Genomic DNA, 25,538 nt, shown 5'->3' with positions numbered 1-25,538 from the left:
ATGAGACAACGCAAGCTGGGTGATTGGTGGCGAGCGGCCCTGATGCTCTGGCTGATTCAGGTCATGCTCACCCCGTTTTTGGCCGTCAACGCCCTGGACCACCCTTGGGTGCTGCGCGGCGTCGGCGTTGCCGCGGTGGTTCTGGCCGCCGGCTGGCGCCGCTGGCCGCGCTGGCGGGTCCTGTGGGTGCTGGCCTTGGTGGGGGCAAGCCTGGGCAGCTGGTGTGCCTTGCTGCCCGACATGGCCAAAAACAATCGCAACCTCTGGACGCTTGGGCGCGAGCTAGCCCAGGCCTGGCAGGGGTTCGTCACCCGTGGCGGAGTGAACGTGGCGACGCTTCTGGCCGCGTTGCTCGGCCTGCTATTCGCCTTGGCCCTAGCAGTGCTCGGGGTGCGGTACGCGCATCCTTACCTGGCCCTGCTTTTGGTGCTGTGGTACTTGCTGATGGTGCATGCCATTAACGGCAACGCGCTGGTGGCCGAGAGCCTGCAGGTGATGGCGATTGCCTGCCTGATCAACGCCGGGTCTTGGCGAGGCGGCCTCGGTCGCGGGGCGGTCGCGGCCTTGATCGCCGGGGTCGCGGTGCTGGGTGTGGCGCATGGGTCAAGTGTTTTGGACACCGCCACGGTGCCGGTTCGCAACTGGGTCAACGCGTCCGGCCTGTACGATGTCTTGCTGGCCATGACCGAAGACACGCCGCGAACCGGGTACAGCGACAATGACACGACGCTGGGCGGCCCGGTGTACGACGACACCACGCCGGTGTTCACGGTGGCGACCAAGACCCCGCTGTACCTGCGGGTCACGGTCAAAACCGACTACAGCGGCCGCGGCTGGCAGGAGGGACCCTTGAGCCGCGATCAGGTGCAGACGCTGACCCTTGACAACGGCACCCTGACCGGTATCAAAGACGCCAAGGCCGCGGCCTACGCCGCTAGCCAGGCGGTCACCATCACCGCCAAGACGCCGGTCGACTACTTCGGGCTGCCCAACGGTGATGTCAGCATCACGGCGGTGTCGCCGGGGTCGTTCAACGACCTGTTTTACGCCGCGGATTTTGCCCGGCTGTTCCGCGGCCAAAGCGGTGGCATCAAGAAGCTGAGCCTGCGGGTGAAACCCAAAAAGCGCGACGCGGCTGCCCTCAGGCAGGTCGGCGACCGCGCGACGGAGGGCCGCACGGTGCAGCTGCCAGAGAAGCTGCCGGCTCGCATCAAGCAGCTGGCGACGCGCGTCACGGCCGATGCGACCAACGATTACGACCGGGCGGTGGCCATCGAGCAGTTCCTGAAGACGGATCCGCGCTTCACCTACTCGAAGGTCGACACGCCCAAAACGCCCAAGGGTCGCGATTACGTTGATCATTTTCTCTTCACCAGCAAGGTCGGCTACTGCGATAACTTCTCAAGCGCCATGGTGGTGATGCTGCGAACGCTAGGGGTGCCGGCGCGGTGGGCCAAGGGCTTCAACCAAGGCACCGCCATGGGCAACGATACCTACGCGATCACCAACGCCAACGCCCATTCCTGGCCGGAGGTGTACTTCGGTCCCAAGTACGGCTGGATCGACTTCGAGCCGACGCCGGGGTTTGGCAGCAGCGCGGCAACCCCGCTGACGCTTCAGACCAGCGCCAGCTCGAGCAGCGCCAGCGCAAGCGCCAGCACCCAAAGCTCGGCCAGCGGCAAAAGCGCGTTGCAGGCGGCCAGCCAAAGCAGCGCGACCGTGCAGCAGACCCAAGAAGCCGAAGGGCACAGCTTGTGGCGGTGGGCCCTGGCGGTGATCGCGGCCGCCTTGGCGCTGCTGGCCTGGCTGCTGCGCCGCAAGCTGGTGGCCCGGCTTGCCGCGGTGTACCTGACGCCGCAGAACTTCCCGCGGCGCTACCGGCTGCTGCTGTACGCGCTGGGCGGGGTGCGGCGGCGGCCGAGCGGCCAAAACCTGGTGGCCTACGCCGCGGCCATCGAGGCCCGGCTGTCGCTTGACGGCGCCTTCGCGACCCTGACCGCCGCCTACGAGGCCAGCGTCTTCGGCCACCACCAGGCGCTGCCGCTCACCGCGTTCAGGCGCGTTAGCCACGGCCTGCCCTGGCTGAGCCGCCGCCTTTAGGCCAGCCAAAAACACCGGTCACGTTCGTCCGAAGCGGGTGAGCGTGACCGGTGTTTTGACTGGCGGATTGTTAGGGCAAAAACGCCTGTTGCAGCGCCACGGCGAGGCCAAAGGCGGCGATCAGGCCGAGGATGACGATGTGGCGGCGCTTGTGGATCACCACGAAGGCCAGGTATTCGCGAATCACGGCGTTGGGCAGGAAGTAAAACGACGTGGCGGCGCCGACCCCGTTGGCGGCCAGCCCGGCGGCCCGGGCGAAGATGCCGGCCCGGAGCAGGTGGTAGTTGTTGGTGAAAAAGGCGGCCTTGTAAGGCTGGCCGGCGGTGCGGCTCTCAATCAGGCGTTTGGAGAACAGCATGTTTTGGTAGGTGGTTTTGGAGGCACCTTCGACCAGCGTGTCGGCTTCGGGAATCCCGGCGGCCAGGGCGAAGCGCTGCATGGCTAGCCCTTCCGGCAGCTTTTCGTCCGGGCCTTGGCCGCCCGAGAAGACCAGCGTCGCGTGCTTGCCGGTTTTTTGCAACTGCTTGCGGTAGAACTTGAGCCCGGCGTTGATGCGAGCGGCCAACAGCGGCGAGACGCGGTCGCCGCCAATCAGGCCGGAGCCCAGCACGATCAGGTAGTCCTTGTCACGGCGGGGGCGGTAGAGGTTGTACAACACAAGCGCGGTCAAGAAGTTGTACAAGGCGACCAGCTCGTAGCCGATGCCCAGGCTGAAGAACACGGCCAGACCGTTGTAGACCGGGTCGGGCAGCCAGCCACGGCCGATGCTGGCGGCGATTTCGAGCAGCAGCAGGCCGATGGCGATCAGAAGCGTCAGCATGTTGCCCAGCGAGTGGCCTTCGCGCCGCCACACCACCCGGGCGTTCCACAGCAGCCAGACCAAGTGCAAGGCGAACAAGACGCCGATCACCAACAGGGCGATGACGAAGAGGGTGGCGAACACCGCGATCAGCAGCCGGTTGTTGGAGGCGAGAATCGCCCCGGCGGCCGCGGTCAAAACGGTGATGCCAAACAGGTTGAACAGCAGGCCGTTGAGCAGGCGCCGCGGCTCCTTGAAGAAGCTGGTGAAAAACAGGGCCCCGAACAAGGCGACGGGGATTAACAGGTAAGGCACGACGGCCATGGCGACACTTCCTTGTGGTGATTAAATTTCCGTGGGGTTATAATGAGACCAATCCAGTGGTTAAAAAACAGGGGACAATCGCCCGGGCGCCTTCGCCGCGTTGCGCGGCGGTCCGGCGTTGTCTCGGAAAGGTGTACACATGCATGATCCAGTATTCGGCACCAAGGATCCGACTTTGACCTACAAGACGCGCATCGGCGTGTACGGGGTGATCCCCGATGACACCGGCAAGCGCCTGTTGATTCTGGAGGCGCCTAACCACGCGCTGTTTCTGCCCGGCGGCGAGGTCGAGGGGCAAGAAAGCGACGCGCAGACGTTGGCGCGGGAGCTGCTCGAGGAGTTCGGCGTGGCGGTGACGCAAGGTGCGCTTTTGGGCCGGGCCAGTGAGTACTTCTACTCGCACCACCGCCAAACCGCGTACTACCACCCGGCCACCTTCTACGCGGCCCAAGACATTCGGCGGGTGCAGGCGCCGCTTGAGGATTTCAACACGCTGATGCTGATGCCCGTCGAGCTGGCGGCGGCCCAGCTGAAGCGGCCGACGCACCGCTGGGCCGTGGCCCAGTGGCTGCGCCTCACGGCCGGATCAGCGCCCCGTTGAGCAGGTACTGCTGAAAGGTGCGGTAGACCTTGGCGTTGGCCGCCTCGGCATCGGTGTCTAGCATCACCTTGGGGAAGTAGAAGCGCTTGTCGCCGACGGCCTGACCAGACAAGGCGGCGACCAGCCGCGACAGCGTCGACAGCTCCTCGAGGGTGCCGTCGGCCTGGATGATCTCGATTTGGGTCTTCGGATTGGCGGCGCTTGGGTCGTATTGATCGTATGGCAGGTCGAAGCTGTCGTTTTCGGCGGTGTAGTAGGTGGGGTCAAACCCGGCCTGCTGCACCAGGTCGCGCAGCTTTGGCAGCAGGCCGGCGGTGGCTTCGGTGAAGGTCACCGACTTCAGCGGCCGCCGGCTCAAGAAGCGGTCGGCCAGGTCGGCCAGCACCGGATCGGGGTAGTCCAGCCAGTAGCTGAAGTAGGTGTTGAGCACCCCGTCGTCCAGGCGCAGGTAGTCTTGCAGCGTGAAGTCCCGCTTGAAAAACGGGATCAACAGCCGCGGGGCGAAGCTGGCGTCGAACTTGCCGGCCTCATACAGCACCTTGGCCCGTTGCAGCAGGTGGGTCAGAATCATCTCCATCCCGCGGGACACCGGGTGAAAGTAGATCTGCTGGTACATCTGAAAACGGCTGACGATGTAATCCTCCACCGCGTGCATCCCGTTGGCGTCAAAGCCGATGCCGCCGGCGTAAGGCCGCATCACCCGCAGGATGCGGGTGAGGTCGAACTCGCCGTACTTGGTGCCGGTGTTGTAAGCGTCGCGCAGCAGGTAATCCATGCGGTCGGCGTCGATTTGGCTTGAGATCATCTGCACGACCTGCGGGTTCGGGTAGGTGTGGGCGATCACGCTGGCCACTTTCTCCGGAAAGCCCGGCGCCACCTGCCGCAGGATGCGGCAGACGTTGGTGCTGGGGTCGGTCACAATCTGGCGGGTGATCGCCTCGTGGTCGGTGTTGAAAATGTGCTCGAAGGTGTGCGAGTAAGCGCCGTGGCCGATGTCGTGCAACAGCGCCGCGCAAAGCGCCACCAGCCGCTCGGCGTCGTCCCACAGACCGTCGCCGGCGGTTTGGGTCGGGTAGTTGGCCGCGAAGTTGTCGCAGATCTGGCGGGTGATCTCGTAGACCCCGAGGCTGTGGGTGAAGCGGGTGTGCTCGGCGCCTTGGAAGACCTCCGCCGCCACGCCGAGCTGCTTGATGCGGCGCAGGCGCTGAAACTCCGGGGTGTTGATCAGATCCAAGATCACCTGGTGCCGGACGTGGATGTAATTATGAACTGGATCACGAAACACTTTTTCGCGCGGTAAGTACTGAATCGGCATGATTTCTCCTGACTGGGCCAAGGCCCGTGTGTATCACCTTCATTATAAAGGAAAAGGCCGGTCATGACACGCGCTTGTGAATTTTGGTATAATGGCTGGCAGAAAGGGACGGTGAGTGCATGGATTTGACACATGGCATCGCGATTACGCTGCACCTGGAAACCTTCGTGGAGCAGGACGGCGAGACTGAAAAACACGTTTTTGACGAGCCCGGCACCTTGGTGGCCATGGGCGGGACGCTGTACATCCGGTACCGCGAGGTGGACCCGACGGCCGGCACGGACTACCCGGTGACGCTCAAGCTGCGAACCGACGGCTCCGTGCAGCTGTCGCGCGGCGCAAGCGACGCGGAGACCAACCTGCGCCTTCATTTTGCCAACGACCGGCGCATCTTGACCCGTTACCGCACTCCGTACGGCGACATTCCGGTCGAAACGGTCACGCCGCGGCTGGACGTGCGGATGACCGAGGACCCATTGGCCGGCGAGGTGTACATCGAGTACCAGCTGTTCGGCAACGGCGAACACCTTGGAAATTACCGGCTGCATTTGCAATTTACCGCCTGAGCGCGTAATATCTTAAATAGACTGTGGAAAGGGCGTGTACCGGTTGAAACTAGACGTATTTGCCGATGCGAACAAAGCTGAACTGTCCATGATCGAGGTGGCACGCGCCATCCTCGAGGAGAAGGGCGACACCATGCCTTTCGTGGACATTGTGAATGAGATCCAGACCTACTTGGGCAAGAGCGACGAGGAAGTTCGCGATCGCTTGCCGCAATTTTACACCGACTTGAACGTCGATGGCAGCTTCATCTCCTTGGGCGATAACGTCTGGGGCCTGCGCGAGTGGTACCCGTACGAATCCGTCGACGAAGAGGTCAACCACCCCGAAGAAGACGACGACGCCCCACGCCGCAAGAAACGCAAGAAGGTCAACGCGTTCCTGGCCGATGTGGCCGACGACGACGATGTCATCGACTACAACGACGACGATCCGGAAGACGACGACTTCGACGACGACGATGACGAGGCTGACGACACCGAGGCCGACGGCGATGAGCCGGACGACTTCGACGCCGCCGTGGATGCCGACGACAGCGACGAAACCGACGATGCGGCCGACGATCTGCCGGATGGCATCGAAGGGCAGCTGGCCGAGTTCGGCGATGACGATGACGAGGCCGACGACGCGGATGAAGACGGCGACGACTTCACGTCCGATGACGCCGATTCAGACAAAGACTAAGTGTTGACGAAACCGGCTGCGGCCGGTTTTTTGGTCTCACCGCGCCGGCCAAGGTCCACTACGCCCGGGCCTTTTACGCCAAAATGCTACGGGAGCCCTTCTACCCGCTGGCGTCGCGTCGCAATCGCAACACCACCTTGAGGCAGGCGGCGATGATGGCTAAGCGCCTGGCCTGAGTCATTTTACGCCGAAATGGGCGCCGGCCAGGCCGCTGAAACCGCGCCAGCCGCGGGTTTCACGCGCGACTTTCACAAAGCCCTTGACGCCTGGTGTTATTTTCGTTACTATACTTTTTGGGCGCTCTGCTCTTGCAGAGCCAAAACGGTTGCAAGCTCCCTGTTCGGTTGAATAGGGAGCTTGTTTTTGTTTTTACCCGTCAAAATCACACAAAGGAGTTTTCTCATGACCAAGTATATTTTTGTTACCGGTGGGGTCGTGTCTTCACTTGGCAAAGGGATCGTGGCGGCAAGCCTGGGTCGATTGCTCAAAAACCGGGGCTTGAAGGTAACGATTCAAAAATTTGATCCGTACATCAACGTGGATCCCGGCACGATGAACCCGTACCAGCACGGGGAAGTCTTCGTAACCGACGATGGTGCCGAAACGGACCTGGACCTTGGCCATTACGAACGCTTCATCGATATTAACCTGAACAAGTACAGCAACGTCACCACGGGCAAGATCTACTCCGAGGTGCTGGACAAGGAACGCAAGGGTGAGTACCTCGGCGCGACCGTTCAGGTGATTCCACACATCACCAACATGCTCAAGGAGAAGATCATGCGGGCGGCCACGACGACCGACTCCGACATCATCATAACCGAAATCGGCGGCACGGTCGGGGACATCGAATCCCAGCCGTTCCTCGAGGCGATTCGCCAGATGAAAAACGACGTGGGGGCCGAAAACACCTACTACATCCACGCCACCCTGGTGCCTTACCTGCGGGCCGCCGGCGAGATGAAGACCAAGCCGACCCAGCACTCGGTCAAGGAGCTGCGCAACATTGGCATCCAGCCGAACATGCTGATTCTGCGGACCGAAAAGCCGGTCACGGAAGGCATGAAGGAGAAGATCGCGCTGTTCACCGACGTGCGTCAGGACTCGATCATCGAATCCCGCGACGCCAAGACGCTGTACGAGATTCCCTTGGCGATGCAAGCCCAGGGCATGGACCAGCGCGTGATCGAGCACTTCGGCCTAGATGTGCCGGCGGCCGACATGACCGAGTGGACCGCCTTGGTTCACAAGGTGCAAAACCTGCACCACTCCGTCAAAATCGCCCTGGTCGGCAAGTACGTCGCCCTCAAGGACGCCTATATCTCCGTCGCCGAGGCGCTGAAGTCGGCCGGCTACTTCTGGGATTCTGACATCGACCTGGTCACCTTCCAGGCCGAGGACGTGACCGATGACAACGTCAAGGAGTTGCTGGGCGACGCCGATGGCATCCTGGTGCCCGGGGGCTTCGGCGACCGCGGCTTGGAAGGCAAAATCGCCGCGATTCGCTACGCGCGTGAGAACGACGTGCCGTTCTTGGGCATCTGCCTGGGGATGCAGATGGCGTCCATCGAGTTCGCCCGCAACGTCGCCGGCATCAAGCACGCCGGCTCCACCGAGGTGGCCCCGGACATCGAAGACCCGGTCATCGACCTGATGCCAGACCAGGTCAACGTCGAAAACCTCGGTGGCACGCTGCGCCTGGGCCTGTACCCATGCGTTTTGCAGCCGGGCACCGTGGCCGCTGCGGCCTACGACAACGTGCCGGAGGTGCAAAAGCGTCACCGTCACCGCTACGAGTTCAACACCAAGTACCGCAAGGCCTTGGAGGACAAGGGCCTGGTCTTCTCCGGCGTGTCGCCTGATAACCGCCTGATGGAAGTGATCGAGCTGCCGGCCAACAAGTTCTTCGTTGCCTCTCAGTACCACCCGGAATTCCAGTCGCGGCCGACCCGTCCGGAAGGCCTGTTCAAGGCCTTCATCAAGGCCGCCGGCGACTTCAACTAACTTAGACACAGCAAAGGGGTACCCGCGTTTTGCGGGTACCCCTTTGCGTGCGTGCGGCTGGCTCACAGGTACTTGGCGGTGAGCGACTCGGCGCAAGTGGTGATGCCGGCCGACGCGCTTATCGGGGGTGGGTTCGCCTACGCCTCCTTGAGGGCGGCCTCGATCTCCGCTTGCGGGCAATTGCGGAAGTGGTCCCAGCAAGGCGCCGGGGTGCCGGCGGCCGCGGCGGCCGCGCAGGCGCGGTGGAAGGCCAGCTTGCGGTGCAGGTGGGCCAAAGATTCCGCCAGGGCCTGCTGCTTGGCCGCAAGTTCGCGCTCTTGCTGAGTCAAAAGCGCGACAATTGCCGGCTCGGTGCCGGGCGTGTCGGCCAGGTCAAAGTAGGTCTGCAGCTGAGTGATGGTCATGCCGGCCTGCTTGAAGCAGCAGATCGACTTGAGTCGGTTGAAGTGACCGTCGTTGTAGAGGCGGCGGCTGCCGCGGCGCTGGACGTGCGTCAGCAGGCCGACTTGCTCGTAGTACCGCAAAGTCGACGCCGGCAGGTTGAACAGCCGGCTGAGCTGGGTGATGGTATAGGTCATAATTGCCTCCGAGAAATCGCTTTACTTCAAGTGTACTTCAAGTTGTACACTAAGCCCAGAGGTGATCAAAATGTATCTTGCAGATGAGAATCGGTACCAGAACATGACTTACAACCGCGTCGGCCGCTCCGGTCTGCGCCTGTCTGCGCTGTCTTTGGGGCTGTGGCACAACTTCGGCTCCGTCGACCCCTTGGCCAACCAAAAGGCGGTGCTCGCGGCCGCCTTTGACCACGGCATCACGCACTTCGACCTGGCCAACAACTACGGCCCAACCGCCGGCTCGGCCGAGGAAAACTTCGGGCGGATTTTTCACCAGGAGTTTGCGGCCTACCGCGACGAAATGGTGATCTCCACCAAGGCCGGTTACTACATGTGGCCGGGCCCGTACGGGGAGTGGGGCTCCAAGAAGAGCATCATCGCGTCTTGCGACCAGAGCCTGCGCCGGTTGGGACTGGACTACGTGGACATTTTCTACAGCCACCGGCCGGATCCGGACACCCCGTTTGAGGAAACCGCCCAGGCGCTGGATCAGCTGGTGCGGCAGGGCAAGGCCCTGTACATCGGCATCTCCAACTACTCGGCCGAGCAAACCGCGGCGATCGTACCAATCTTTCGCCGGCTGGGCACGCCGATCATCATCCACCAGGTCTGCTACAACATGTTCACCCGTGGTCCGGAAGACGGGCTGTTCCAAGAGCTCGCCAAGGAACAGCTGGGGGCAATCACCTTCAGCCCGCTGGCGCAGGGGCTGTTGACCGACCGCTACCTGAACGGCATTCCGGCCGACTCCCGCGCCGCTCGCAGCTCCAGCCCGTTCCTGCACCCGGACAACGTCGAAAAAACGCTGGGTACCGTCCGGGCCCTCAACCGGATTGCGGCCGACCGCGGCCAGAGCCTGGCCGCGATGGCGCTGGCCTGGATCTTGCAGCAGCCGACCGTCGCCAGTGTCTTGATCGGGGCCTCACGGGTCAGCCAGCTTGAGGCCAACCTTAAGGCGCTGGATCAGCCGCACTTTACGACGGACGAACTGGCGGCCATCGATCGGGTTTTGGCCCAAAAATAACAGCGCGTTCAAAGCCCCGGCGAAGCCATTCGCCGGGGCTTTGCTGACCCTCACGAAGCGGCCGAATCCGCGGTCGGCCGCTTCGTGAGGGTTTTCTCAGAATTACCGGTAATCCGGGATCGGCCTTGTGTTTTGTACAGAAGTTCATTAAAATAAAACGATGAACGTGTGTTTTTTTGCACGACTCTCCCATCAGTGAACGAATCAACCGTTGCGCCTGTCTTAGTGGCGCGGCCATACCTGTGAACGTCTGTAAGTGAGGAATAATTCAAATGAAAAAAATGCTGATCCGCGGCGGCAAGAAGCTCTCCGGCACGGTCGTGATCGGCGGGGCCAAGAACAGCACCGTTGCGCTCATCCCCGCCGCGATTTTGTCACGCACCCCGGTGACCCTTGACTCCGTCCCCCACATTCAGGATGTGGACAACCTGATGGCGATTCTCGACGAGATGAACGTGAAATCCGAATTCGCCGACTGTGTCCTGAAGATTGACCCAACCGAGATTCAAAACGTGCCGCTGCCCAACGGCAAGATCAAGTCGCTTCGGGCCTCGTACTACTTCATGGGCGCGATGCTCGGCCGCTTCGGCCAGGCGATCGTCGGCCTGCCCGGCGGCGACGACATCGGGCCGCGGCCGATCGACCAGCACATCAAGGGCTTTGAAGCCCTCGGCGCCAAGGTGGCCAACGAGCACGGCGCCATCGCGATTCGCGCCCCCAAGGAGGGGCTGCACGGCGCCCGGATTTTCCTGGACATGGTGTCCGTCGGCGCGACCATCAACGTGATTCTCGCCGCGGTGACGGCGCATGGCCGCACGGTGATTGAAAACGCGGCCAAGGAACCCGAAATCATCGACCTGGCGACCTACCTGAACAACATGGGCGCTGAGATTCGCGGCGCCGGCACCGATGTCATCCGCATCGAAGGCGTCGACCAGCTGGCCGCCCACAACGCCCACACCATCATTCCCGACCGCATCGAGGCCGGTACCTACCTCGCCATGGCGGCGGCCGTGGGGGACGGGGTGAAGGTTCAAAACATCATCTCCGAACACCTCGACGCCTTTTTGGCCAAGCTCGAGGAAATGGGTGTGACCATGGACGTCGGCGAGGACAGCATTTTCGTCTACCCGTCCGGTGACCTGCGCATGGTGCAGATCAAAACCATGCCTTACCCGGGCTTTGCCACCGACCTGCAGCAGCCGATCACGCCGCTGTTGCTCAAGGCGCATGGCGAGGGCATCATCGTCGACACTATCTACCCCAAGCGGGTGCGGCACATTCCCGAGCTGATTCGCATGGGCGCCGACATCACGGTGGAAAACGACGTGATCTTGCTTCACCACGCCGACCGGCTGCAAGGCACCGAGGTCGCGGCCGAGGAGATTCGCGCCGGGGCGTGTTTGATGACCGCGGCTTTGATGGCGGAGGGCGAAACCGTCATCACCAAGGCCGAAAACATTCTGCGCGGCTACGACCGCGTGATCATGAAGCTGCAGGGCCTCGGGGCCGACGTCGCGTTGGTCAACGAGTGAGGGCTTGCGCCGAATGCGCCGACTGTGAGGGGGCCGCGAGTGCGGCTCACCGCGTTTGTTGTACCCGCGACGCGGTCTGGGCGGCGAGCTTGATTCGGGGTCCGGACTGCAGGGTTGGCCACCGCACCGGATTTGCCGGCGAGCGGTTGCTTTTGGCGGCCGGCTATGATAAACTGCTAAGGTTGTGACACGAATATCTCTAGGTCAGGCAATGGCTTAGGGCAAAGGAGAAGATTACTATGAAGCAAGGCATCCACCCAGATTACCACCAGGTCGTATTCATGGACTCCGCAACCGGGTTCAAGTTCGTTTCCGGCTCGACCAAGAGCTCGAACGAAACCGTCGAATTCGAAGGCGAAACCTACCCGTTGATTCGTGTGGAAATCACGTCCGATTCCCACCCGTTCTACACCGGTAAGCAGAAGTTCAGCAAGGCTGACGGTCGTGTTGATCGCTTCAACAAGAAGTACGGTCTTACCAGCAAGTAAACCTGCAATTAAACAGACGCGCGACGCCTTTGGCCGCGCGTCTTTTTTGTGCCCCGAAAAAGGGCCGGTCGTCGCGACCCGCCCCGTGCCACCTCAGAGGATCGTGGCCGCGCAAGTCAGAACCGGACGTGTTCTCGGGCCCAAAGCGTGAGACTGAGGGCTCGCAGGCGTCGCCATGCGGCCGAAGCGGAACACCTGACGACAAGCTACAATCGGCTGGGTGAAGGCGGTACGACGCCTGCAGCCAGGCGTCTGACGGTGGGGCCATGCCTGGCGCTGGCCACGGCCAAGAATCTGGCGTGCGCTCACGGCGTCGTGGCGGATTGGCACGGTCGCTTCTAGGTGGACGCGCAAAACGGTGCCAACCGCCGCGACGGCGCCGCCTCGCGCGGCACCGAGGCGCTGACGCGGGTGAGCCAAGCCCAACCGGCGCGGTGCAAGCGATACCAAGTCAAAGCCGAGTCAAATGAGTTGACGGTAAATTGGTATAGTGTTAAGCTATCCGCGAATGATTGTTCTTGTGCGGGGAGGCGGCCAAGGCCTTGGCTGCCGCAGTATCCACCGCGCGGGACTGCGCCAGCGGTTCGCACCAAGGCGACAGCCCCCACCCATGCCAGGCCGCAGTGTATCGTCACACGGCTTTCAACTCGAGAGTTTTCGTGCAACCCCGGGACCGTACTTAGGGGAATACCAGGGACTTTCGCATCACCCCACCGGCTGCAGGCCGGCCACCGCCACTCCTAACCTAGTTAGCCGCGCGGATGACCGGAACCGCTGGGCGCAATGGCAGCATTACGGGCAGCAAAAGCCAGGAACGTAATTGAAAAGGCCAAGGCCACCGGATTCACCGAGTCCGGTGGCTTCGGCGCGGCCGGCGTCGCAACGCCAACAGCCCGAACCGTCATTGAAGACGATTCGGGCTGTTGGCGTTGCGATGCAGTCAGGCGGTTGGGTGGCGGCAATCCGCGACCACAAGCGCCGAGCCGATGCGGTGGCAGTCAACAATGCGCAAGGTCAGCCGTTGTGTCTTGCCACCAGCTGGGTCTGCCAGGTGCGAAACTTGGTCGCAAGCGTCGGGTCGATCAGCGCCGTCACCGTTAGAAACTGATTGAGGGCGGCCGCGTCTTGGGCCTGGCGGGACTCCAGCCAAGGCGTTAGCAGACGCAAAAAGGCGAAGTGGATGCGGCGGTAAAGATCACTCGAGTCGGTGATGTCGGGCTCGGCCGCAGCCAACAGCCTGCGTGTCTCGGCGTAGTCGCCGGCTTCCAGCTGGTTCACGGCGAGGTTGTAGACGGCCGCGGTGAAGAGCGGGGTGTAGCTGGACAGGTGGAAGGCGCGGTACTCCCGCAGCATTTTGGCCAACAGCCTTGTGTTGGTCTGCGGCGGCAGGCTGTAGGCGAGGTTGCCAAAGGCGATGTACTCGAGGCCAAACCAGCGACCGTCTTGCATCAGGTAGTCCGACACGAATTCGGCGTCCGCCGCGGCCAGTTGTGTCGGCTGCTGGGCCAGCTCGGCGTAACACGAAGCCACAATCAGCCGAATCAGGTAGCGCGGTGGCGTCGCGGGTTGCGCGTCGGCGTAATTCGAAAGCATCGCCGCGATGGCGGTCGCATCACCGCGGTCATAGGCCGCGGAAAGCTGGCGCATCGTGGCCGCCACGCTGCTGGTGGCGGCGGGGAGTAGCTGCGTGAACTCATCAACCGGCATCCCGGTTGGCGCAAGCAGCGCCACCAAGTTGGTCATGCGGATGTCCGCGCTGTCGCGTTCGAAGTGTGAAACCGCCGAGGCATCCAGGTCGCCACGGACCTGCTTGATGGCCAGGCCGCGGCGCTTGCGCAGCTCGCGGTAGGCGGCCCCCAGGGTGGAGTGTTCGAAAGTCATGGCCACGCCTCCTCAAAAATGTGAATCAATTCATCTTGACCTCCCCGTGCGGCCGCGCTCGGCTACACTGAAGGCAAGGCGCTGACTCTATCTTAGATGGGTCGCGCGTGAATTGAAAGGCGAAAGGATGACAATTATGGTTGCATTGACGCAAGAAGCCGCCTTGGCCATCGTGAAGTCGCTCGGCGTGGCGCCGGTCGGCAATTACCTGTGGGGCCGCCGCACCGGCTCCTCCGCATCGCACGTGGTGTTTGACATCACGTCTAACCCCGCCTTGTACGGGGATCTGTTCGAGCGGCCGGTGCTGTTGGTTTTCACGGCGGAGACGTTGTGGGTGTACCCGTTGAGCGGGCGCCACGAGGGGCGGCCCGAGGCGCTGGCGACGGCCGACATCTCGGACTTTCGGGTGAGCAACACGTTGACCGAAAAGCGCCTGGACATGCGCGTCGCCGGCAAGGGCCGGCACTTCCGTTTTCCGGCCGACCGCCGCGGGGGGATGGCCTACAATGGCGAGAACTTGGCGTATCTGACCACCATCGACTGGTACGGGTTGGTTGGCAAGTAGCACTCGGGGGCTGGCCGCGTTGACGCGGTCAGCCTTTTGCGTTCAGCAGCCCCGGGTCGATGCGGTGGTCCTTGAAGTAAAAGTCGCGGTCGTGGTCGTTGACCGGCCGGGCAATCTTGCAGGGGTCGCCGAACGCGACCACGTCGCTGGGCAGGTCGTGGGTGACCACGCTGCCGGCGCCGATCACGACGTTGTTGCCGATGGTGATGCCGGGCAGCACGATGACACCGGCGCCGAGTCAGCAGTTGTCGCCGATGCGAACCGGCGCGTTGTACTGCAGCCCTCGGGCCCTGAGTTCGGGCAGGACCGGGCGGCCGGGGCGGCCGTCGCCGAGGCCTGACCGTTCAGGTGCAGCTGCCAGTCGGCACTTTGGGGCAGCTTGCCCTGCAAGAAGCGCTCGTCAATGATGAAGCCAAACTCGTCCCAGGTCAGGGTGTTGTCGCCGTCTGCCTCGTGGCTGACGCGGCGGTCGACGGCCCAGCAGTCGCCGGGCCGGTAGGTGGTCGCGCGGTTGCCGGCGACGAAGCGCAGGGGCCCACCGGCGACTAGGAAGTTCAGCTCGACTTCCGGGTGCCAGTGCGGCGCCACCGTGATCGGGGTGCCGGGGTGGTGCTGAAAGAATTTGAACGGCAGGGTTGGCCACTGCTCGACTTGCTCGAATTTGATCATCTGCTGCCTCCTAGGACTCGTCACCGTTGTAGCAGATTGGTTGGCCGCCCGGATCGGTGTTCCAAAGGCGTATAATCCGCGGGACATTGCGCCGTTTTTGCCGCGTCAGAATGCTTGGGGCAAAATCGTGTGAAGCTGATGCCTGATGAAGTGGGTTCGATTCGTCTCGTGAAAGTCACGGTATACACTGGCCGCTTCGGTCGGCGACGCCAAGATGCCGTGGACCTCATTATGCCGGATGCGCCGCGGCTGGACGGCATCACGCCGCGGCCCCCATCCTTTTTGGCTCGGCCACTCGTGGTCCCCCAAACGGCGTCAATCACGCTCGCACGTCGCCAATCACCTTGGCCGGCACCCCGGCGACGATGGCGAAGGCCTGGACGTCTTTAGTGACCACGGCACCCGAGCCGACCACCGCGTCGTGGTGAATGGTGACGCCGGGGTTGACGGTGACGCCGCCGCCCAGCCACACGTTGCTTTCGACGGTGATCGGCTGGGCGGATTCGAACAAGTGGACTTGGCCGGCGTCGTCGAACTGGCGGTTGCGAGCGGCCGCCTGCAGCGGGTGAACCGGCGTCAGGAAGCTGCACCGCGGCCCGACGAACACGTTGTCGCCGAAGCGGATCGCGGCGCAGTCGAGAAAAATGCAGTCGAAGTTGAAGTAGCAGTGATTGCCCAGGTAGAGGTTCTCTCCGTAATCGAAGCGAACGCTGGGGTTGAGCTCGCAGTCGGTGCCCAGGTGGCCCAATAGCCCGGCGAGAATGGCGTGGCGCTTGGCGGCGTCGCCTTCGGTGGTGGCGTTGTAGGCGTCCGCGGTTTGGCGAGCCAGCTGGCGCTTGGCGGCCAGGGCCGGGTCCATCGCGTCGTACAGCCGTCCGGCCAGCATTTTTGTTTGTTCTGTCATGATTGCCTCCTATTGGGGACAGTTTACCACCCCCGGTCGCCTAGAGCAGGCCGAATCCGGCGGGTGTCGGCAGGTGCTTGCAATAATGTCGCGTCGGATGTGCTAAGCTTGTGGCAACACCTTGCAAAGGAGCTTGCTTATGACCATTCGCTTGATCGCACTCGACATCGACGACACCCTGCTGGATTCGCACCACCGGATCCTGCCTTCGACCCAGACCGCGGTGGCGGCCTGCCTGGCCCGGGGCATCAAGGTCGTCTTGACCTCCGGGCGACCGCTGGCCGGCATCGCGCCGTTCATGGCGGCGCTGGGCATTCAGGGCCCCGACCAATACGCCGTCACCAACAATGGGGCGGTGGTGGTGACCGCCGCTGGGGCCGTGATCGGCCGCCGCCTGGTTGACAACGCCGGCTACCGGCGGATGACCGCGCTGGCCAAGACCCTTGCCGTACCGTTCAACGTGGTGGCCGAAGACAGCACGATCATCACTGCCGACTGCGACGTCGACGCCACCATCGTCCAACAGGCCGCGGAGAACGCCGCCGGGCTGTTGATCCGCGAGCCCGGTGAGCTGCCGGCCGATTTTGCCGTCACCAAGGGGCTGTTCGTCGGCGCCAAGACCCGCCTGGACGCGGCCGCACCGCAGATCGAAGCGGCGTTGGCCGCCGATTACAGCGTCTTGCGAGCCGGGCCGAGCTTCCTGGAGGTGATGGCCCAAGGCGTCGACAAGGCGGCCGGGCTGCGCCAGCTCGCCACCCGCCTGGCGATTTCGCCGGCCGACATGATGGCCTTCGGCGACGAGGGCAACGACCTGGCGATGTTCAAGCTGGTCGGCCTGGCGGTGTGCATGCAAAACGGCTCAGACATGGCCAAGGCCCATGCGGACTTCGTCACCGCCAGCAACGACGACGACGGCATCGCTAAGGCCCTCACGCGCTTTGTACTGAATGATGCGGAGGTGGCGCGATGATTCGCCTGATTGCAACGGACATGGATGGCACCTTCCTGAGCGGCGACGGCACCTACGACAACGCCGCGTTCGCCCGGCTGCACGAGCGGATGCAGGCGCAAGGCGTCCGCTTCGTGGTTGCCAGCGGCAACCAGTTTTCGCAGCTCGCGTCCTTTTTCCCGGCTTACCCGGACCTATTGTACGTGGCGGAAAACGGCGCGTACCTTCGCACGGTTGACCGAGAGCTCGCGGTGCATGCCTTCGCCCCGGCCGCCACAGCCGCCATCTTGGCGGTGCTGGCGGACTTCCCCGAGCTGCAGGTGCTGGTCTGCGGCCGCCGCAGCGCCTACGCTGGCCCGACCGTCACGGCCGCCCACGTCGCCGAGATGCGGCGCTACTACCACCATCTCGCCGTGGTGCCGGACGTGGCGCAAGTCGCAGACGACGTGCTGAAGTTCGCCCTGAGCTGCCCCCCACAACGCACCGAGGCATTGGTTGCGGCCTTGAGTGAGCGGCTCGTCGGTTGGGCCGTGGCGGTCAGCTCGGGCCACGGCGACATCGACCTGATTCAGCCCGGGGTACACAAGGCTGCGGGACTGCGGGAGCTTGGGGCGATGCTCGGCATCGACCTGGCCGAGATGGCGGCGTTTGGCGACGGCGGCAACGACTTAGAGATGATTCAAGCAGTCGGCCTGGGCGTGGCGATGGCCAATGCGCAGCCGGCGGTGCTGGCCGCGGCCAAGGACCAGGCGGCCAGCAACGAGGCCCAAGGCGTGTTGCGCTACATCGACCAACACCTGCTCAAGTAACTCGCGCCGAGTGTGGCGGCGGCCCCAGTCCGGTCACGACACGGCACTGTGGTCGGGCCGTTGTCTTAAGTCAGGCGGCTGGCCAAGCGGTTGCGACGCCTGAGTACAGCAGAAGCGAAGCGGTCGGGCCCCTGCGGCACCGGCCGTTTTTGCGCCCCGTCGCGACATCATAGTTTCGGATAACGATGAGGGCAGTTTCAAATATTGAACACTTTTTCACAATCTGGCATAATGTGGGTGGTAAGTCGATAAACTAAGGATGGTGAGTTACATGTTGCATTACATTGGCATCGCCGGGACCAACTCGGCGCATTCCACGAATCGCCAGCTGATTCAGTTCGTGCAGCACCACTACGCAGACACGGTCGACGTCACGCTGCACGAGCTGACGGACCTGCCGCTGTTTTACAAAACGGCGGATCACAGTGTTCCGGCGGCGGCCACGGCGCTGGCCTCGGCCATTGCGGCGGCCGACGGCGTGATCATCGCGACCCCCGAGTACGACCACAGCGTCCCGGCCGTTTTGAGCAGCGCCTTGGCCTGGCTGTCCTACCACATTCACCCCTTCGCGGGCAAGCCGGTGCTGATCATGGGCGCGTCTTACGGGGCCCTTGGCACCTCCCGCGCCCAGGCGCAGCTGCGCCAGATTCTCGAGTCGCCGGAACTTGATGCGCGGATCATGCCGAGCGGCGAGTTCATGGTCGGCCACTCGCTTTCCGCCTTCGACGACGACGGGAACCTGACCAGCCAGACGCTGACCCACCAGCTTGACGCGCTGATGACGAATTTTGCGACTTTCGTGGACGTGAATCGCCAGCTGACCGCCAAGATGACGCGCAGCGCCGACTGGCAGGAGACCAATCACTGATCATTCAAAAAGGAGGGGCAGGCCAGGACTGAAATCCGCTCGCAAGAGTCGCCTGCCAATAATCGCTTTGAAATTCGTTGGAATCGCGGGGTCCATCGCGGATGAATCCTATAATCGCAAGCTGTTAACCTACATCGCCAGTGAGTTCGCGCCGCTGGCCGACATCGAGCTGTTGAGCATTCAAGACGTGCCGATGTTCAGCCAAGACGACGACCAGACCGACAGCGCCCCAATCCAGTACCTGGCCAAGAAAATTGCCGCGGCCGATGGGGTGATTTTGGCCACGCCGGAGCACAACCACACCCTGGCCCCGGCCATGAAGAACGTGATCGAGTGGCTCTCGTTCAACGTCCACCCGTTCGAAAACAAGCCGGTGTTGATCGTCGGCGCCTCTTATTACACCCAGGGCTCGTCCCGCGCCCAGCTGTCCTTGCGCCAGATTCTCGAGTCCCCAGGCGTCGGCGCCTTGGTGATGCCAAGCGACGAGTTCTTGCTCGCGGATGTTCGCACCGCCTTTGACGACCACGGCAACCTCAAGGACGCTCGCACCGTCAAGTTCCTCGGCAGCGTGATGGGCAAGTTCGCCAAGTGGGTGACGGTGCTCAAGGCGATGAAGGACAAGCAGCCGGACGAGGCCTGGCGCCAAGAGGACCTGAGCGCCGGCCACCCGACCGATACCACCATCGACGTGCCGATGGACGCCAAGGACTGGGTCGAGCAAGGGGCGGCCAAGACCAACGCCGCCGCCGGTCACGATTACGTCAAGCTCGACCGCGGCCTGTTGACCGTCGATCAGCTCAACTGGTTTTTGAACACGTTCCCGATGGAAGCGACGTACATGGACGACAACGACCAGTTCGTCTACTATAACCACTTCTTGGACCACGACGAGATGCTTGCGCCGCGCTACCCGTGGCAGGTCGGCAACGCCGCGATTGCTTGTCACCCGGAACGTGCCAGAGACCACGTCAAGCAGGTGATTTGGATGCTGCGCAGCAAGCAAAAGGACCTGTTTGCGATGCCGGTGCCGGGCAACAAGATTAACGAGAAGTACATCATGCACTACTACAAGGCGATGCGCGACGGCGACGACAAGTATCGCGGCGTCAACGAGTGGGTGCTCGACATCTGGCCGATTGTCGCCGATTACCTGCGTCGCACCGGCCAGACCCTGGCGCCGAACCCAAGCGCGAAGGCCGACGCCGTGAGCGGCGCGTCGCAAAGCGAAAAGCCGACGCCAGACGCCGACACCGGCGCCTCCGCGGCCACCCCGGCCGCCCCGGCGGCCGATGCCACCAGCGGCGCGTCGCAAAGCGCAGCCCCGGCGGCCGATGCCACCAGTGGCGCCTCCGAGGCGACCCCGGCGCCGACTACACCGGATGCCACCAGCGGCGCCTCCGAGGCGTAAGCGGTGTATCCCACAAAAACTGGGTTGCCCCAAGCGGGTAACCCAGTTTTTGTGTCCGAGACCAAAAACCGCCCGGCGTAAGCCGAGCGGTTGCCCAAGCGGTGGTTAGCCGATTTGGGTGTAGTCTTTGGGGGTGTGGGTGAACGGTTCGCAGCCGGTTGCGGTGACGTGAACGCAGTCTTCGATGCGAACACCGGCGACGCCGGGGATGTAGATGCCCGGCTCGATGGAAAAGCACATGCCCGGCTGCAGTTCCATGTCGTTGCCTTCCATGATGGAAGGGAACTCGTGGGTCGACATGCCGATGCCGTGGCCCAGGCGGTGGTTGAAGTACTCGCCGTAGCCGGCCTTTTCGATCACATCACGGGCGATTTTGTCCAAGGCGGCGGCGGTCAGACCCGGCCGCACGGCGGCCTGGGCGGTCAGCTGGGCCTCCAGGCAGACCTTGTGGATCTCACGCGCCTTGGCGGAGACGGGACCGCCGAACGCGACGGTCCGGGTGGCGTCGGACATGTAGCCGTGGTTGTTGGTGCCGAGGTCGAACAACACGAGCTCGCCCGGCTGCACCTTGGTCTGCTCCGGGCCGCCGTGGGGATCCGCGGCGTCGACGCCGGCCTGCACGATGGTGTCAAAGGACATGTGCATCACGCCTTCTTGCATCATCTTGTACTCGATTTCGGCGACGACCTGCTGCTCGGTGATGCCGGTCTTCAAGGCGGCAAAGCCGGCGGCAAAGGCGCGGTCGGCTTGGGCGCCGGCCTCAATCATTGTCGCGATTTCGTCTGGGGTCTTGATCAGCTGCAGGCCCTCGGTGAAGCGGCTGGCGTCGGCCGGGAAGGTGGCCTGCGGGAACTCGCGCATCACGGCCTCGAACTTGAAGACGGCCAGGTCGTCTTTTTCGATGCCCCACAGCCGCGGGTTCGGGTTGCGGCGCTTGATCTGATCGGCGATCAGCGCGAAGGGGTCCTCGTGGTCGAGGTAGCCGGCGACGCCATACGGCCAGCCGGTTTTCTTCACGGCCTCGATGGACAGGGCCGGTACGAACAGGAACGGGTCCTGGTCGGGGAAGACGAACAGGCCGGTGATTCGCTCCTCGGGATCGGAGTAGAAGCCGGTGAAGTAGTTGATGTTGGTGAAGTTGCTGATGTAGGCAAGGTCGAGGCCTTGGGTTTCGACCCATTGTTGCAGTGCTTGCAGGTGTTGATTCATGGTTAGCCTCCTAGACGGCGTTTGGCGCCGGATTCACCCAAAAGTATACCATATTGCCTGTTTTAACGGCTTTCTGAAAAGCCTTGGTGAAAGTTTGCATGAAAACTTCAGTAAACCGCTTGCATTGCGATTATACTTTTGTTACAGTTGATTGGAAATCAACAGCAGATGCCAAGGAGCAATGACACAATGGAAAAACAAACGATTACGATTTACGATGTTGCGCGTGAGGCCAACGTCTCCATGGCGACGGTCTCCCGCGTCGTGAACGGCAACCCCAACGTTAAGCCGGCCACCCGCAAGAAGGTCCTCGAGGTGATCGACAAGCTCGACTACCGGCCGAACGCCGTCGCCCGGGGCCTCGCCTCCAAGAAAACCACTACGGTCGGGGTGATCATCCCGGATGTCACCAACATGTTCTTCTCCAGCCTCGCACGGGGGATCGACGACGTGGCGACGATGTACAAGTACAACATCATTTTGGCCAACTCCGACGAGAACAGCCAAAAAGAGGTGCAGGTGCTCAACACCTTGCTGGCCAAGCAGGTCGATGGCCTGATTTACATGGGCAACGACATCTCCGACGGCGTTCGCCAGGAGTTCTCCCGCAGCAAGACCCCAATCGTGCTGGCCGGCTCCGTCGACCCAGACGAGCAGGTCGGCTCCGTCAACATCGACTACGTGGCCGCCGTTGAGGCCGCAACCACGCAGCTGATCAACAACGGCAACAAGCAGGTCGCGTTGATCACCGGGCCTTTGAGCCAGGCCATCAACGGGCAGTACCGCCTGAAGGGCTACAAGCAGGCGTTGGACAACGCCGGTTTGGCCTACGACGAAAGCCTGGTCTTTGAATCCGACACCAGCTACCACGCCGGGCTCGCGCTGTTCGAGCAGCTGCAAAAGGCCGGGGCCACCGCCGCGGTCATCGGCGATGACGAAGTGGCCGTCGGGGTTCTCGACGGCGCGATCGACGCCGGCGTTTCCGTGCCGGACGACTTCGAGCTGATCACGTCCAACAACACCAAGCTGACCGAGATGGCGCGGCCGCAGCTGACCTCCATCGACCAGCCGCTGTACGACATCGGTGCCGTTGCGATGCGCTTGCTCACCAAGATGATGAACAAGGAAGACATCGATGCCAAGACCATTCGCCTGGGCTTTGACATCACCGATCGTCAATCCACCAAGTAAGCCATTGCACCACGAAGCCGTCGCGTTTGCGGCGGCTTTTTGCGTGGCCGGCCGAAAGCGGCAACAAACCGCGGCACGACGCGAAAAAAGTTGCAAACACGCGTTTGGTTTGGTATATTAAGGTCAGCAAATCTCATTAGGCGGTGATTGTATGCCATCCCAGGCAAGTGCAAAGCGGTGGAAAGAGATCCTTTTGACCATCCATGATTCGATCGAAAACCGCGGCTACCCGCCGACAGTGCGGGAAATCGGCAAGGCGGTCGGCTTAAGCTCCTCCAGCACCGTGGCGGCCTACCTCGACCGTCTGATCAAGGAGGGGCTGATCGCCAAGGACCCGACCAAGCCCCGCACCCTCGAGGTGACCAAGGCCGGCCGCGCCTTCGCCGGCATTCAAGAGGCCGGCATTCCCATCATCGGGACCGTGGCCGCCGGTGTCCCGATTACGGCCATCGAGAACATCGAGGATTACTTCCCGGTGCCGGGCGAGCTCAGCTACGACCCAGACGACCTGTTCATGCTGCGCGTTCAAGGCAACTCGATGATCAAGATCGGCATCCTGAATGGCGATCAGATTATCGTCAAGCAGCAGGCCACCGCCGAGAACGGCCAGATTGTCGTGGCGATGACCACCGACGACGAGGCGACGGTCAAGCGCTTCTTCAAGGAGGCCAACGGCGTTCGCCTCCACCCGGAGAACGACACGATGGCCGACATGTACTTCGATGACGTCATCATCTTGGGCGTCGTGGTCAGCCTTTACCGCCCGGCCTTGGTCTGAGCCAAACAAAACGTCTGTCTTCTTGCGTGATGCAGGAAGGCAGACGTTTTTTCGTGACGTGATGGCGGGGGGTCGCTAAGTTCGCCCTGGATCGTCGGGCTCCGCCACGCTACTCGGTTCGCTCAGTTCGCCTGGCTTCGCCCTGGTCTACTGCACCAACACCATGATGATTGGGATGGCGACCATCGACAGCAGGGTGGTGGCGGTGACGGTGATGGCGGCGTTGTTCGCGTCGGCACCGTAGAGCTTGGCGACGACCGGGGCGTTGGTCATCACCGGCATCGCCGATTGCAGGATGAAGACTTGCTTCATCAGCGTCGGCACCGGGGCGAAGGCGACCAGGGCCGCCATCAGAAGCGGGGCGATGACGAAGCGGCCGGCGCAGATGCCCAACAGCTCGCGGTCGAAGCGAATGTTGGTGATTCCCGCCTGGTGCATCGCGATGCCGATGAAGAACATCGAGCCGGGGATGGTCAGGTTGCCGACGTAGGTGAGATCGGCCATCAGAAACTGCGGCAGCTGGATGTGTAGCAGCACCATCACGACGCCGACGATGAAGCCCAGAAGCGGCGGGGACAGCACCTTGCCCAAGGCCTGCTTGAGGTCAAAATGGGCCGGGCGTGGGCCGTCGCCTTGGATCAGGTAGACGCCGACGGTCCAGAAAATCGTGGTGTTGGCCATGTAGTAGACCAGCACGTACGGCAGGCTTTTGGGCCCGAACAGCGCCATGTTCACCGGCAGCCCGATGAAAACGGTGTTGGAGTTGAAGAACATGGATTTGAACAGGCCGCGGCGCATTTTGGGCACGGCCAGGGCCCGGGCGACCCCGAAGGACAGGCCGAACAGCAGGGCCATCGACAAAACGGGAAAGCGCAGGTCCGGCAGCAGCGTCAGCAGCTGATGGGCGGTGAACTTGCCGGTGATGGTGACGATCATGTAGGCCGGCAAGGCGGCCTGTAGGACCACCTTGGAAATCACGCGGCTGGCGCGGTCATCGAACCAGCCGATGGCGGTCATGCCGTAGCCCAGCGCGATCAGCACCAGGATTTCCAACACGCCGCCGATACTTGAGGCGAATGCAGACAATAGTAGACTCCTTTTCATGGCGTCGGACGGGGCAACCCGGCCAACAAAAAAGCAGCGGCGTGGCCGCTGCGAGGCGTGGATCGGTCAGACGAGAATCAGGTCTTGAATGGGAACGTCGTAATCGTTGATCGGCCAGGCCGCGGTGGCAAACTGCATCACCTTGGGCACCAGCGTGATCGTGTGGCCGCGGTAGCCGGCTAAGAAGCGGTCGTAGTAGCCGCCGCCAAAACCCAGCCGGGCGTGGGTGTCGGTGGCAAAGCCGATGCCTGGCACCAGCATCAAGTCGACCTGCTGGTTGACCTTGGCCTCAAGGTAAGGCGGTTCGGGAATGCCATAGGCGCTGGTGATGCGTCCGGCCGGCCCGGGATCCTCGAGAAAGGTCATCTGGCGGTGCGGCATCGTTTTGGGCAGGTAGACGGTTTTGCCGGCCGCCTCGGCTGCCGCAATCAAGGCCGCGGTTGGCACCTCGATCGGGCTCGCCACGGTCAGCGCGATCGTCGTGGCCGCCTGCCAGGCCGGGATGGCCATCAGCTTAGCGGCCAGCACCGCGCCGTCTTTTTGCGTCTGGGTGGCCTGGGCCTTGAGCCGGGCCAGCTGCTGGGGCCGAAATTCAAGTTTGTCGCTCATGCGTGTGCCCTCAGGTAGCCGGCTAGGACCACGGCGTTATTGTCGGTCTCGTCCTTGGCGCCGAACAAGAGCAGCACCCGCGGCACGTTCAGCTGCCGCAACTTGGCGATGAAGGTCGGGGTCTCGGGATTGGCATCGAGCTCCTGGCGGTACTTGGCGGCGAATTCCGCGGCCTTGGCTGGGTCGTGGCCGAACCACTTGCGCAGCTCGGTGCTAGGCGCAATTTGCTTGGCCCAGTCGTCCAAGGCCGCGTTGACCTTGCTGATGCCGCGTGGCCAGACGCGATCCACCAACAGGCGGTAGCCTTCTGGCTGGTTGTGGGCGTAAATGCGAACCGGTACGAATTCCATGATCATTCCCCCTTTGTCTCGATTAAAGCAGGCCGCGCCTGGCGCGTCAAGGGCCGCCGGCACCGCTCACCGCCCGGGGCGTGGCCTCAGCGACCGGCCGAACGCCGGTGGCAGCGCTGCCGCCGTGAAGCGAAAAAGAAACCGATTGTTCCCGGCACCAGCAGCCATTGGCCGGCCTGGCCGTGCCGC

The 25,538-nt window shown here is 62.8% G+C and carries 24 protein-coding genes and 1 pseudogene; 15 read left to right on the top strand and 10 right to left on the bottom strand.

Going from position 1 to position 25,538, the window contains the following annotated elements; translation table 11 throughout:
* The gene (locus tag NUH19_RS02505) at window positions 1-2,100 is read left to right on the top strand and encodes a transglutaminase-like domain-containing protein (protein ID WP_262314989.1); all 2,100 of its coding nucleotides are present in this window, start codon (window positions 1-3) and stop codon (window positions 2,098-2,100) included.
* Between the two features lie 70 nt (window positions 2,101-2,170).
* Here NUH19_RS02505 and NUH19_RS02500 read toward each other — a convergent pair whose 3' ends face one another.
* Window positions 2,171-3,223, bottom strand: coding sequence for a YdcF family protein (locus NUH19_RS02500; protein ID WP_262314988.1), 1,053 nt, complete (start codon window positions 3,221-3,223; stop codon window positions 2,171-2,173).
* A 139-nt stretch (window positions 3,224-3,362) separates the two neighbouring features.
* Between NUH19_RS02500 and NUH19_RS02495 the strand changes: the two genes are divergently transcribed.
* On the top strand, window positions 3,363-3,824 hold the full coding sequence (locus NUH19_RS02495; RefSeq protein WP_262314987.1) for an NUDIX hydrolase: 462 nt from the start codon (window positions 3,363-3,365) through the stop codon (window positions 3,822-3,824).
* Here NUH19_RS02495 and NUH19_RS02490 read toward each other — a convergent pair.
* Window positions 3,799-5,139 carry an HD domain-containing protein gene (locus tag NUH19_RS02490; RefSeq protein ID WP_262314986.1) on the bottom strand — a complete coding sequence of 447 codons (1,341 nt, stop codon included), beginning with the start codon at window positions 5,137-5,139 and terminating at the stop codon, window positions 3,799-3,801. The genes NUH19_RS02495 and NUH19_RS02490 overlap by 26 nt on opposite strands.
* A gap of 119 nt (window positions 5,140-5,258) precedes the next feature.
* On the opposite strand from NUH19_RS02490, the gene NUH19_RS02485 reads away from it, so the two are divergent.
* The 3 genes from NUH19_RS02485 to NUH19_RS02475 all read left to right on the top strand — a co-directional run bounded on the left by NUH19_RS02485 (window position 5,259) and on the right by NUH19_RS02475 (window position 8,391).
* Window positions 5,259-5,705: a YwiB family protein gene (locus tag NUH19_RS02485; protein ID WP_262314985.1), complete on the top strand. Its 447-nt coding sequence runs from the start codon at window positions 5,259-5,261 to the stop codon at window positions 5,703-5,705.
* 43 nt (window positions 5,706-5,748) lie between these two features.
* Window positions 5,749-6,387: a DNA-directed RNA polymerase subunit delta gene (gene rpoE / locus NUH19_RS02480; protein WP_276580120.1), complete on the top strand. Its 639-nt coding sequence runs from the start codon at window positions 5,749-5,751 to the stop codon at window positions 6,385-6,387.
* Window positions 6,388-6,789: 402 nt separating this feature from the next.
* Window positions 6,790-8,391 (top strand): CTP synthase, encoded by a 1,602-nt coding sequence (locus tag NUH19_RS02475; protein ID WP_262314983.1) that lies wholly within the window; start codon window positions 6,790-6,792, stop codon window positions 8,389-8,391.
* A gap of 137 nt (window positions 8,392-8,528) precedes the next feature.
* Here the strand turns inward: NUH19_RS02475 and NUH19_RS02470 are convergent, their stop codons facing one another.
* Window positions 8,529-8,969: a MerR family transcriptional regulator gene (locus NUH19_RS02470; RefSeq protein ID WP_262314982.1), complete on the bottom strand. Its 441-nt coding sequence runs from the start codon at window positions 8,967-8,969 to the stop codon at window positions 8,529-8,531.
* Between the two features lie 70 nt (window positions 8,970-9,039).
* On the opposite strand from NUH19_RS02470, the gene NUH19_RS02465 reads away from it, so the two are divergent.
* From NUH19_RS02465 to NUH19_RS02455, 3 genes are all read left to right on the top strand, one after another.
* A complete protein-coding gene (locus NUH19_RS02465) occupies window positions 9,040-10,032 on the top strand; it encodes an aldo/keto reductase (RefSeq protein WP_262314981.1) in 993 nt (330 codons plus the stop codon).
* Window positions 10,033-10,304: 272 nt separating this feature from the next.
* Complete coding sequence (locus NUH19_RS02460) at window positions 10,305-11,567, top strand: UDP-N-acetylglucosamine 1-carboxyvinyltransferase (RefSeq protein WP_262314980.1); 1,263 nt, start codon at window positions 10,305-10,307, stop codon at window positions 11,565-11,567.
* 239 nt (window positions 11,568-11,806) lie between these two features.
* Window positions 11,807-12,055, top strand: coding sequence for a type B 50S ribosomal protein L31 (locus NUH19_RS02455; protein WP_262314979.1), 249 nt, complete (start codon window positions 11,807-11,809; stop codon window positions 12,053-12,055).
* A gap of 1,014 nt (window positions 12,056-13,069) precedes the next feature.
* Here the strand turns inward: NUH19_RS02455 and NUH19_RS02450 are convergent.
* Window positions 13,070-13,936, bottom strand: coding sequence for a helix-turn-helix domain-containing protein (locus tag NUH19_RS02450; protein WP_262314978.1), 867 nt, complete (start codon window positions 13,934-13,936; stop codon window positions 13,070-13,072).
* A gap of 136 nt (window positions 13,937-14,072) precedes the next feature.
* On the opposite strand from NUH19_RS02450, the gene NUH19_RS02445 reads away from it, so the two are divergent.
* On the top strand, window positions 14,073-14,501 hold the full coding sequence (locus tag NUH19_RS02445; protein WP_262314977.1) for a hypothetical protein: 429 nt from the start codon (window positions 14,073-14,075) through the stop codon (window positions 14,499-14,501).
* A gap of 28 nt (window positions 14,502-14,529) precedes the next feature.
* Here the strand turns inward: NUH19_RS02445 and NUH19_RS02440 are convergent.
* Both NUH19_RS02440 and NUH19_RS02435 read right to left on the bottom strand, forming a co-directional pair.
* A pseudogene (locus tag NUH19_RS02440) lies at window positions 14,530-14,817 on the bottom strand (DapH/DapD/GlmU-related protein); the annotation flags it as partial.
* Between the two features lie 672 nt (window positions 14,818-15,489).
* Window positions 15,490-16,074 (bottom strand): sugar O-acetyltransferase, encoded by a 585-nt coding sequence (locus NUH19_RS02435; protein ID WP_262314976.1) that lies wholly within the window; start codon window positions 16,072-16,074, stop codon window positions 15,490-15,492.
* Window positions 16,075-16,213: 139 nt separating this feature from the next.
* Here NUH19_RS02435 and NUH19_RS02430 point away from each other — a divergent pair, with 139 nt between their 5' ends.
* The 4 genes from NUH19_RS02430 (at window position 16,214) to NUH19_RS02415 (ending at window position 20,108) form a co-directional block, all read left to right on the top strand.
* Window positions 16,214-17,044 carry a Cof-type HAD-IIB family hydrolase gene (locus NUH19_RS02430; protein ID WP_262314975.1) on the top strand — a complete coding sequence of 277 codons (831 nt, stop codon included), beginning with the start codon at window positions 16,214-16,216 and terminating at the stop codon, window positions 17,042-17,044.
* On the top strand, window positions 17,041-17,832 hold the full coding sequence (locus NUH19_RS02425; protein ID WP_262314974.1) for a Cof-type HAD-IIB family hydrolase: 792 nt from the start codon (window positions 17,041-17,043) through the stop codon (window positions 17,830-17,832). The genes NUH19_RS02430 and NUH19_RS02425 overlap by 4 nt, the downstream gene beginning before the upstream one ends.
* A gap of 271 nt (window positions 17,833-18,103) precedes the next feature.
* Window positions 18,104-18,700 carry an NADPH-dependent FMN reductase gene (locus NUH19_RS02420; RefSeq protein ID WP_262314973.1) on the top strand — a complete coding sequence of 199 codons (597 nt, stop codon included), beginning with the start codon at window positions 18,104-18,106 and terminating at the stop codon, window positions 18,698-18,700.
* 67 nt (window positions 18,701-18,767) lie between these two features.
* The gene (locus NUH19_RS02415; RefSeq protein WP_262314972.1) at window positions 18,768-20,108 is read left to right on the top strand and encodes an NAD(P)H-dependent oxidoreductase; all 1,341 of its coding nucleotides are present in this window, start codon (window positions 18,768-18,770) and stop codon (window positions 20,106-20,108) included.
* A 105-nt stretch (window positions 20,109-20,213) separates the two neighbouring features.
* Here NUH19_RS02415 and NUH19_RS02410 read toward each other — a convergent pair whose 3' ends face one another.
* The gene (locus tag NUH19_RS02410) at window positions 20,214-21,317 is read right to left on the bottom strand and encodes a M24 family metallopeptidase (protein ID WP_262314971.1); all 1,104 of its coding nucleotides are present in this window, start codon (window positions 21,315-21,317) and stop codon (window positions 20,214-20,216) included.
* Between the two features lie 189 nt (window positions 21,318-21,506).
* Here NUH19_RS02410 and ccpA point away from each other — a divergent pair, with 189 nt between their 5' ends.
* Both ccpA and lexA read left to right on the top strand, forming a co-directional pair.
* Window positions 21,507-22,508 (top strand): catabolite control protein A, encoded by a 1,002-nt coding sequence (gene ccpA / locus NUH19_RS02405; protein WP_262314970.1) that lies wholly within the window; start codon window positions 21,507-21,509, stop codon window positions 22,506-22,508.
* Window positions 22,509-22,659: 151 nt separating this feature from the next.
* Window positions 22,660-23,286, top strand: coding sequence for a transcriptional repressor LexA (lexA, locus tag NUH19_RS02400; protein WP_262314969.1), 627 nt, complete (start codon window positions 22,660-22,662; stop codon window positions 23,284-23,286).
* 147 nt (window positions 23,287-23,433) lie between these two features.
* On the opposite strand, the gene NUH19_RS02395 is transcribed toward lexA, so the two are convergent.
* The 3 genes from NUH19_RS02395 to NUH19_RS02385 form a co-directional block, all read right to left on the bottom strand.
* A complete protein-coding gene (locus NUH19_RS02395) occupies window positions 23,434-24,372 on the bottom strand; it encodes an AEC family transporter (protein WP_262314968.1) in 939 nt (312 codons plus the stop codon).
* An 84-nt stretch (window positions 24,373-24,456) separates the two neighbouring features.
* Window positions 24,457-24,999 (bottom strand): 5-formyltetrahydrofolate cyclo-ligase, encoded by a 543-nt coding sequence (locus NUH19_RS02390; RefSeq protein WP_262314967.1) that lies wholly within the window; start codon window positions 24,997-24,999, stop codon window positions 24,457-24,459.
* Window positions 24,996-25,355 (bottom strand): DUF488 domain-containing protein, encoded by a 360-nt coding sequence (locus NUH19_RS02385; RefSeq protein WP_262314966.1) that lies wholly within the window; start codon window positions 25,353-25,355, stop codon window positions 24,996-24,998. The genes NUH19_RS02390 and NUH19_RS02385 overlap by 4 nt, the downstream gene beginning before the upstream one ends.
* Window positions 25,356-25,538 lie beyond the last annotated feature (183 nt).

It is taken from the genome of Lacticaseibacillus parakribbianus, from assembly GCF_025490915.1.
In the GTDB taxonomy this organism is placed as follows: domain Bacteria; phylum Bacillota; class Bacilli; order Lactobacillales; family Lactobacillaceae; genus Lacticaseibacillus; species Lacticaseibacillus parakribbianus.
The sequence above is the reverse complement of the archived record's forward strand: the minus strand, read 5'-3'. Positions and strand labels throughout refer to the sequence as shown.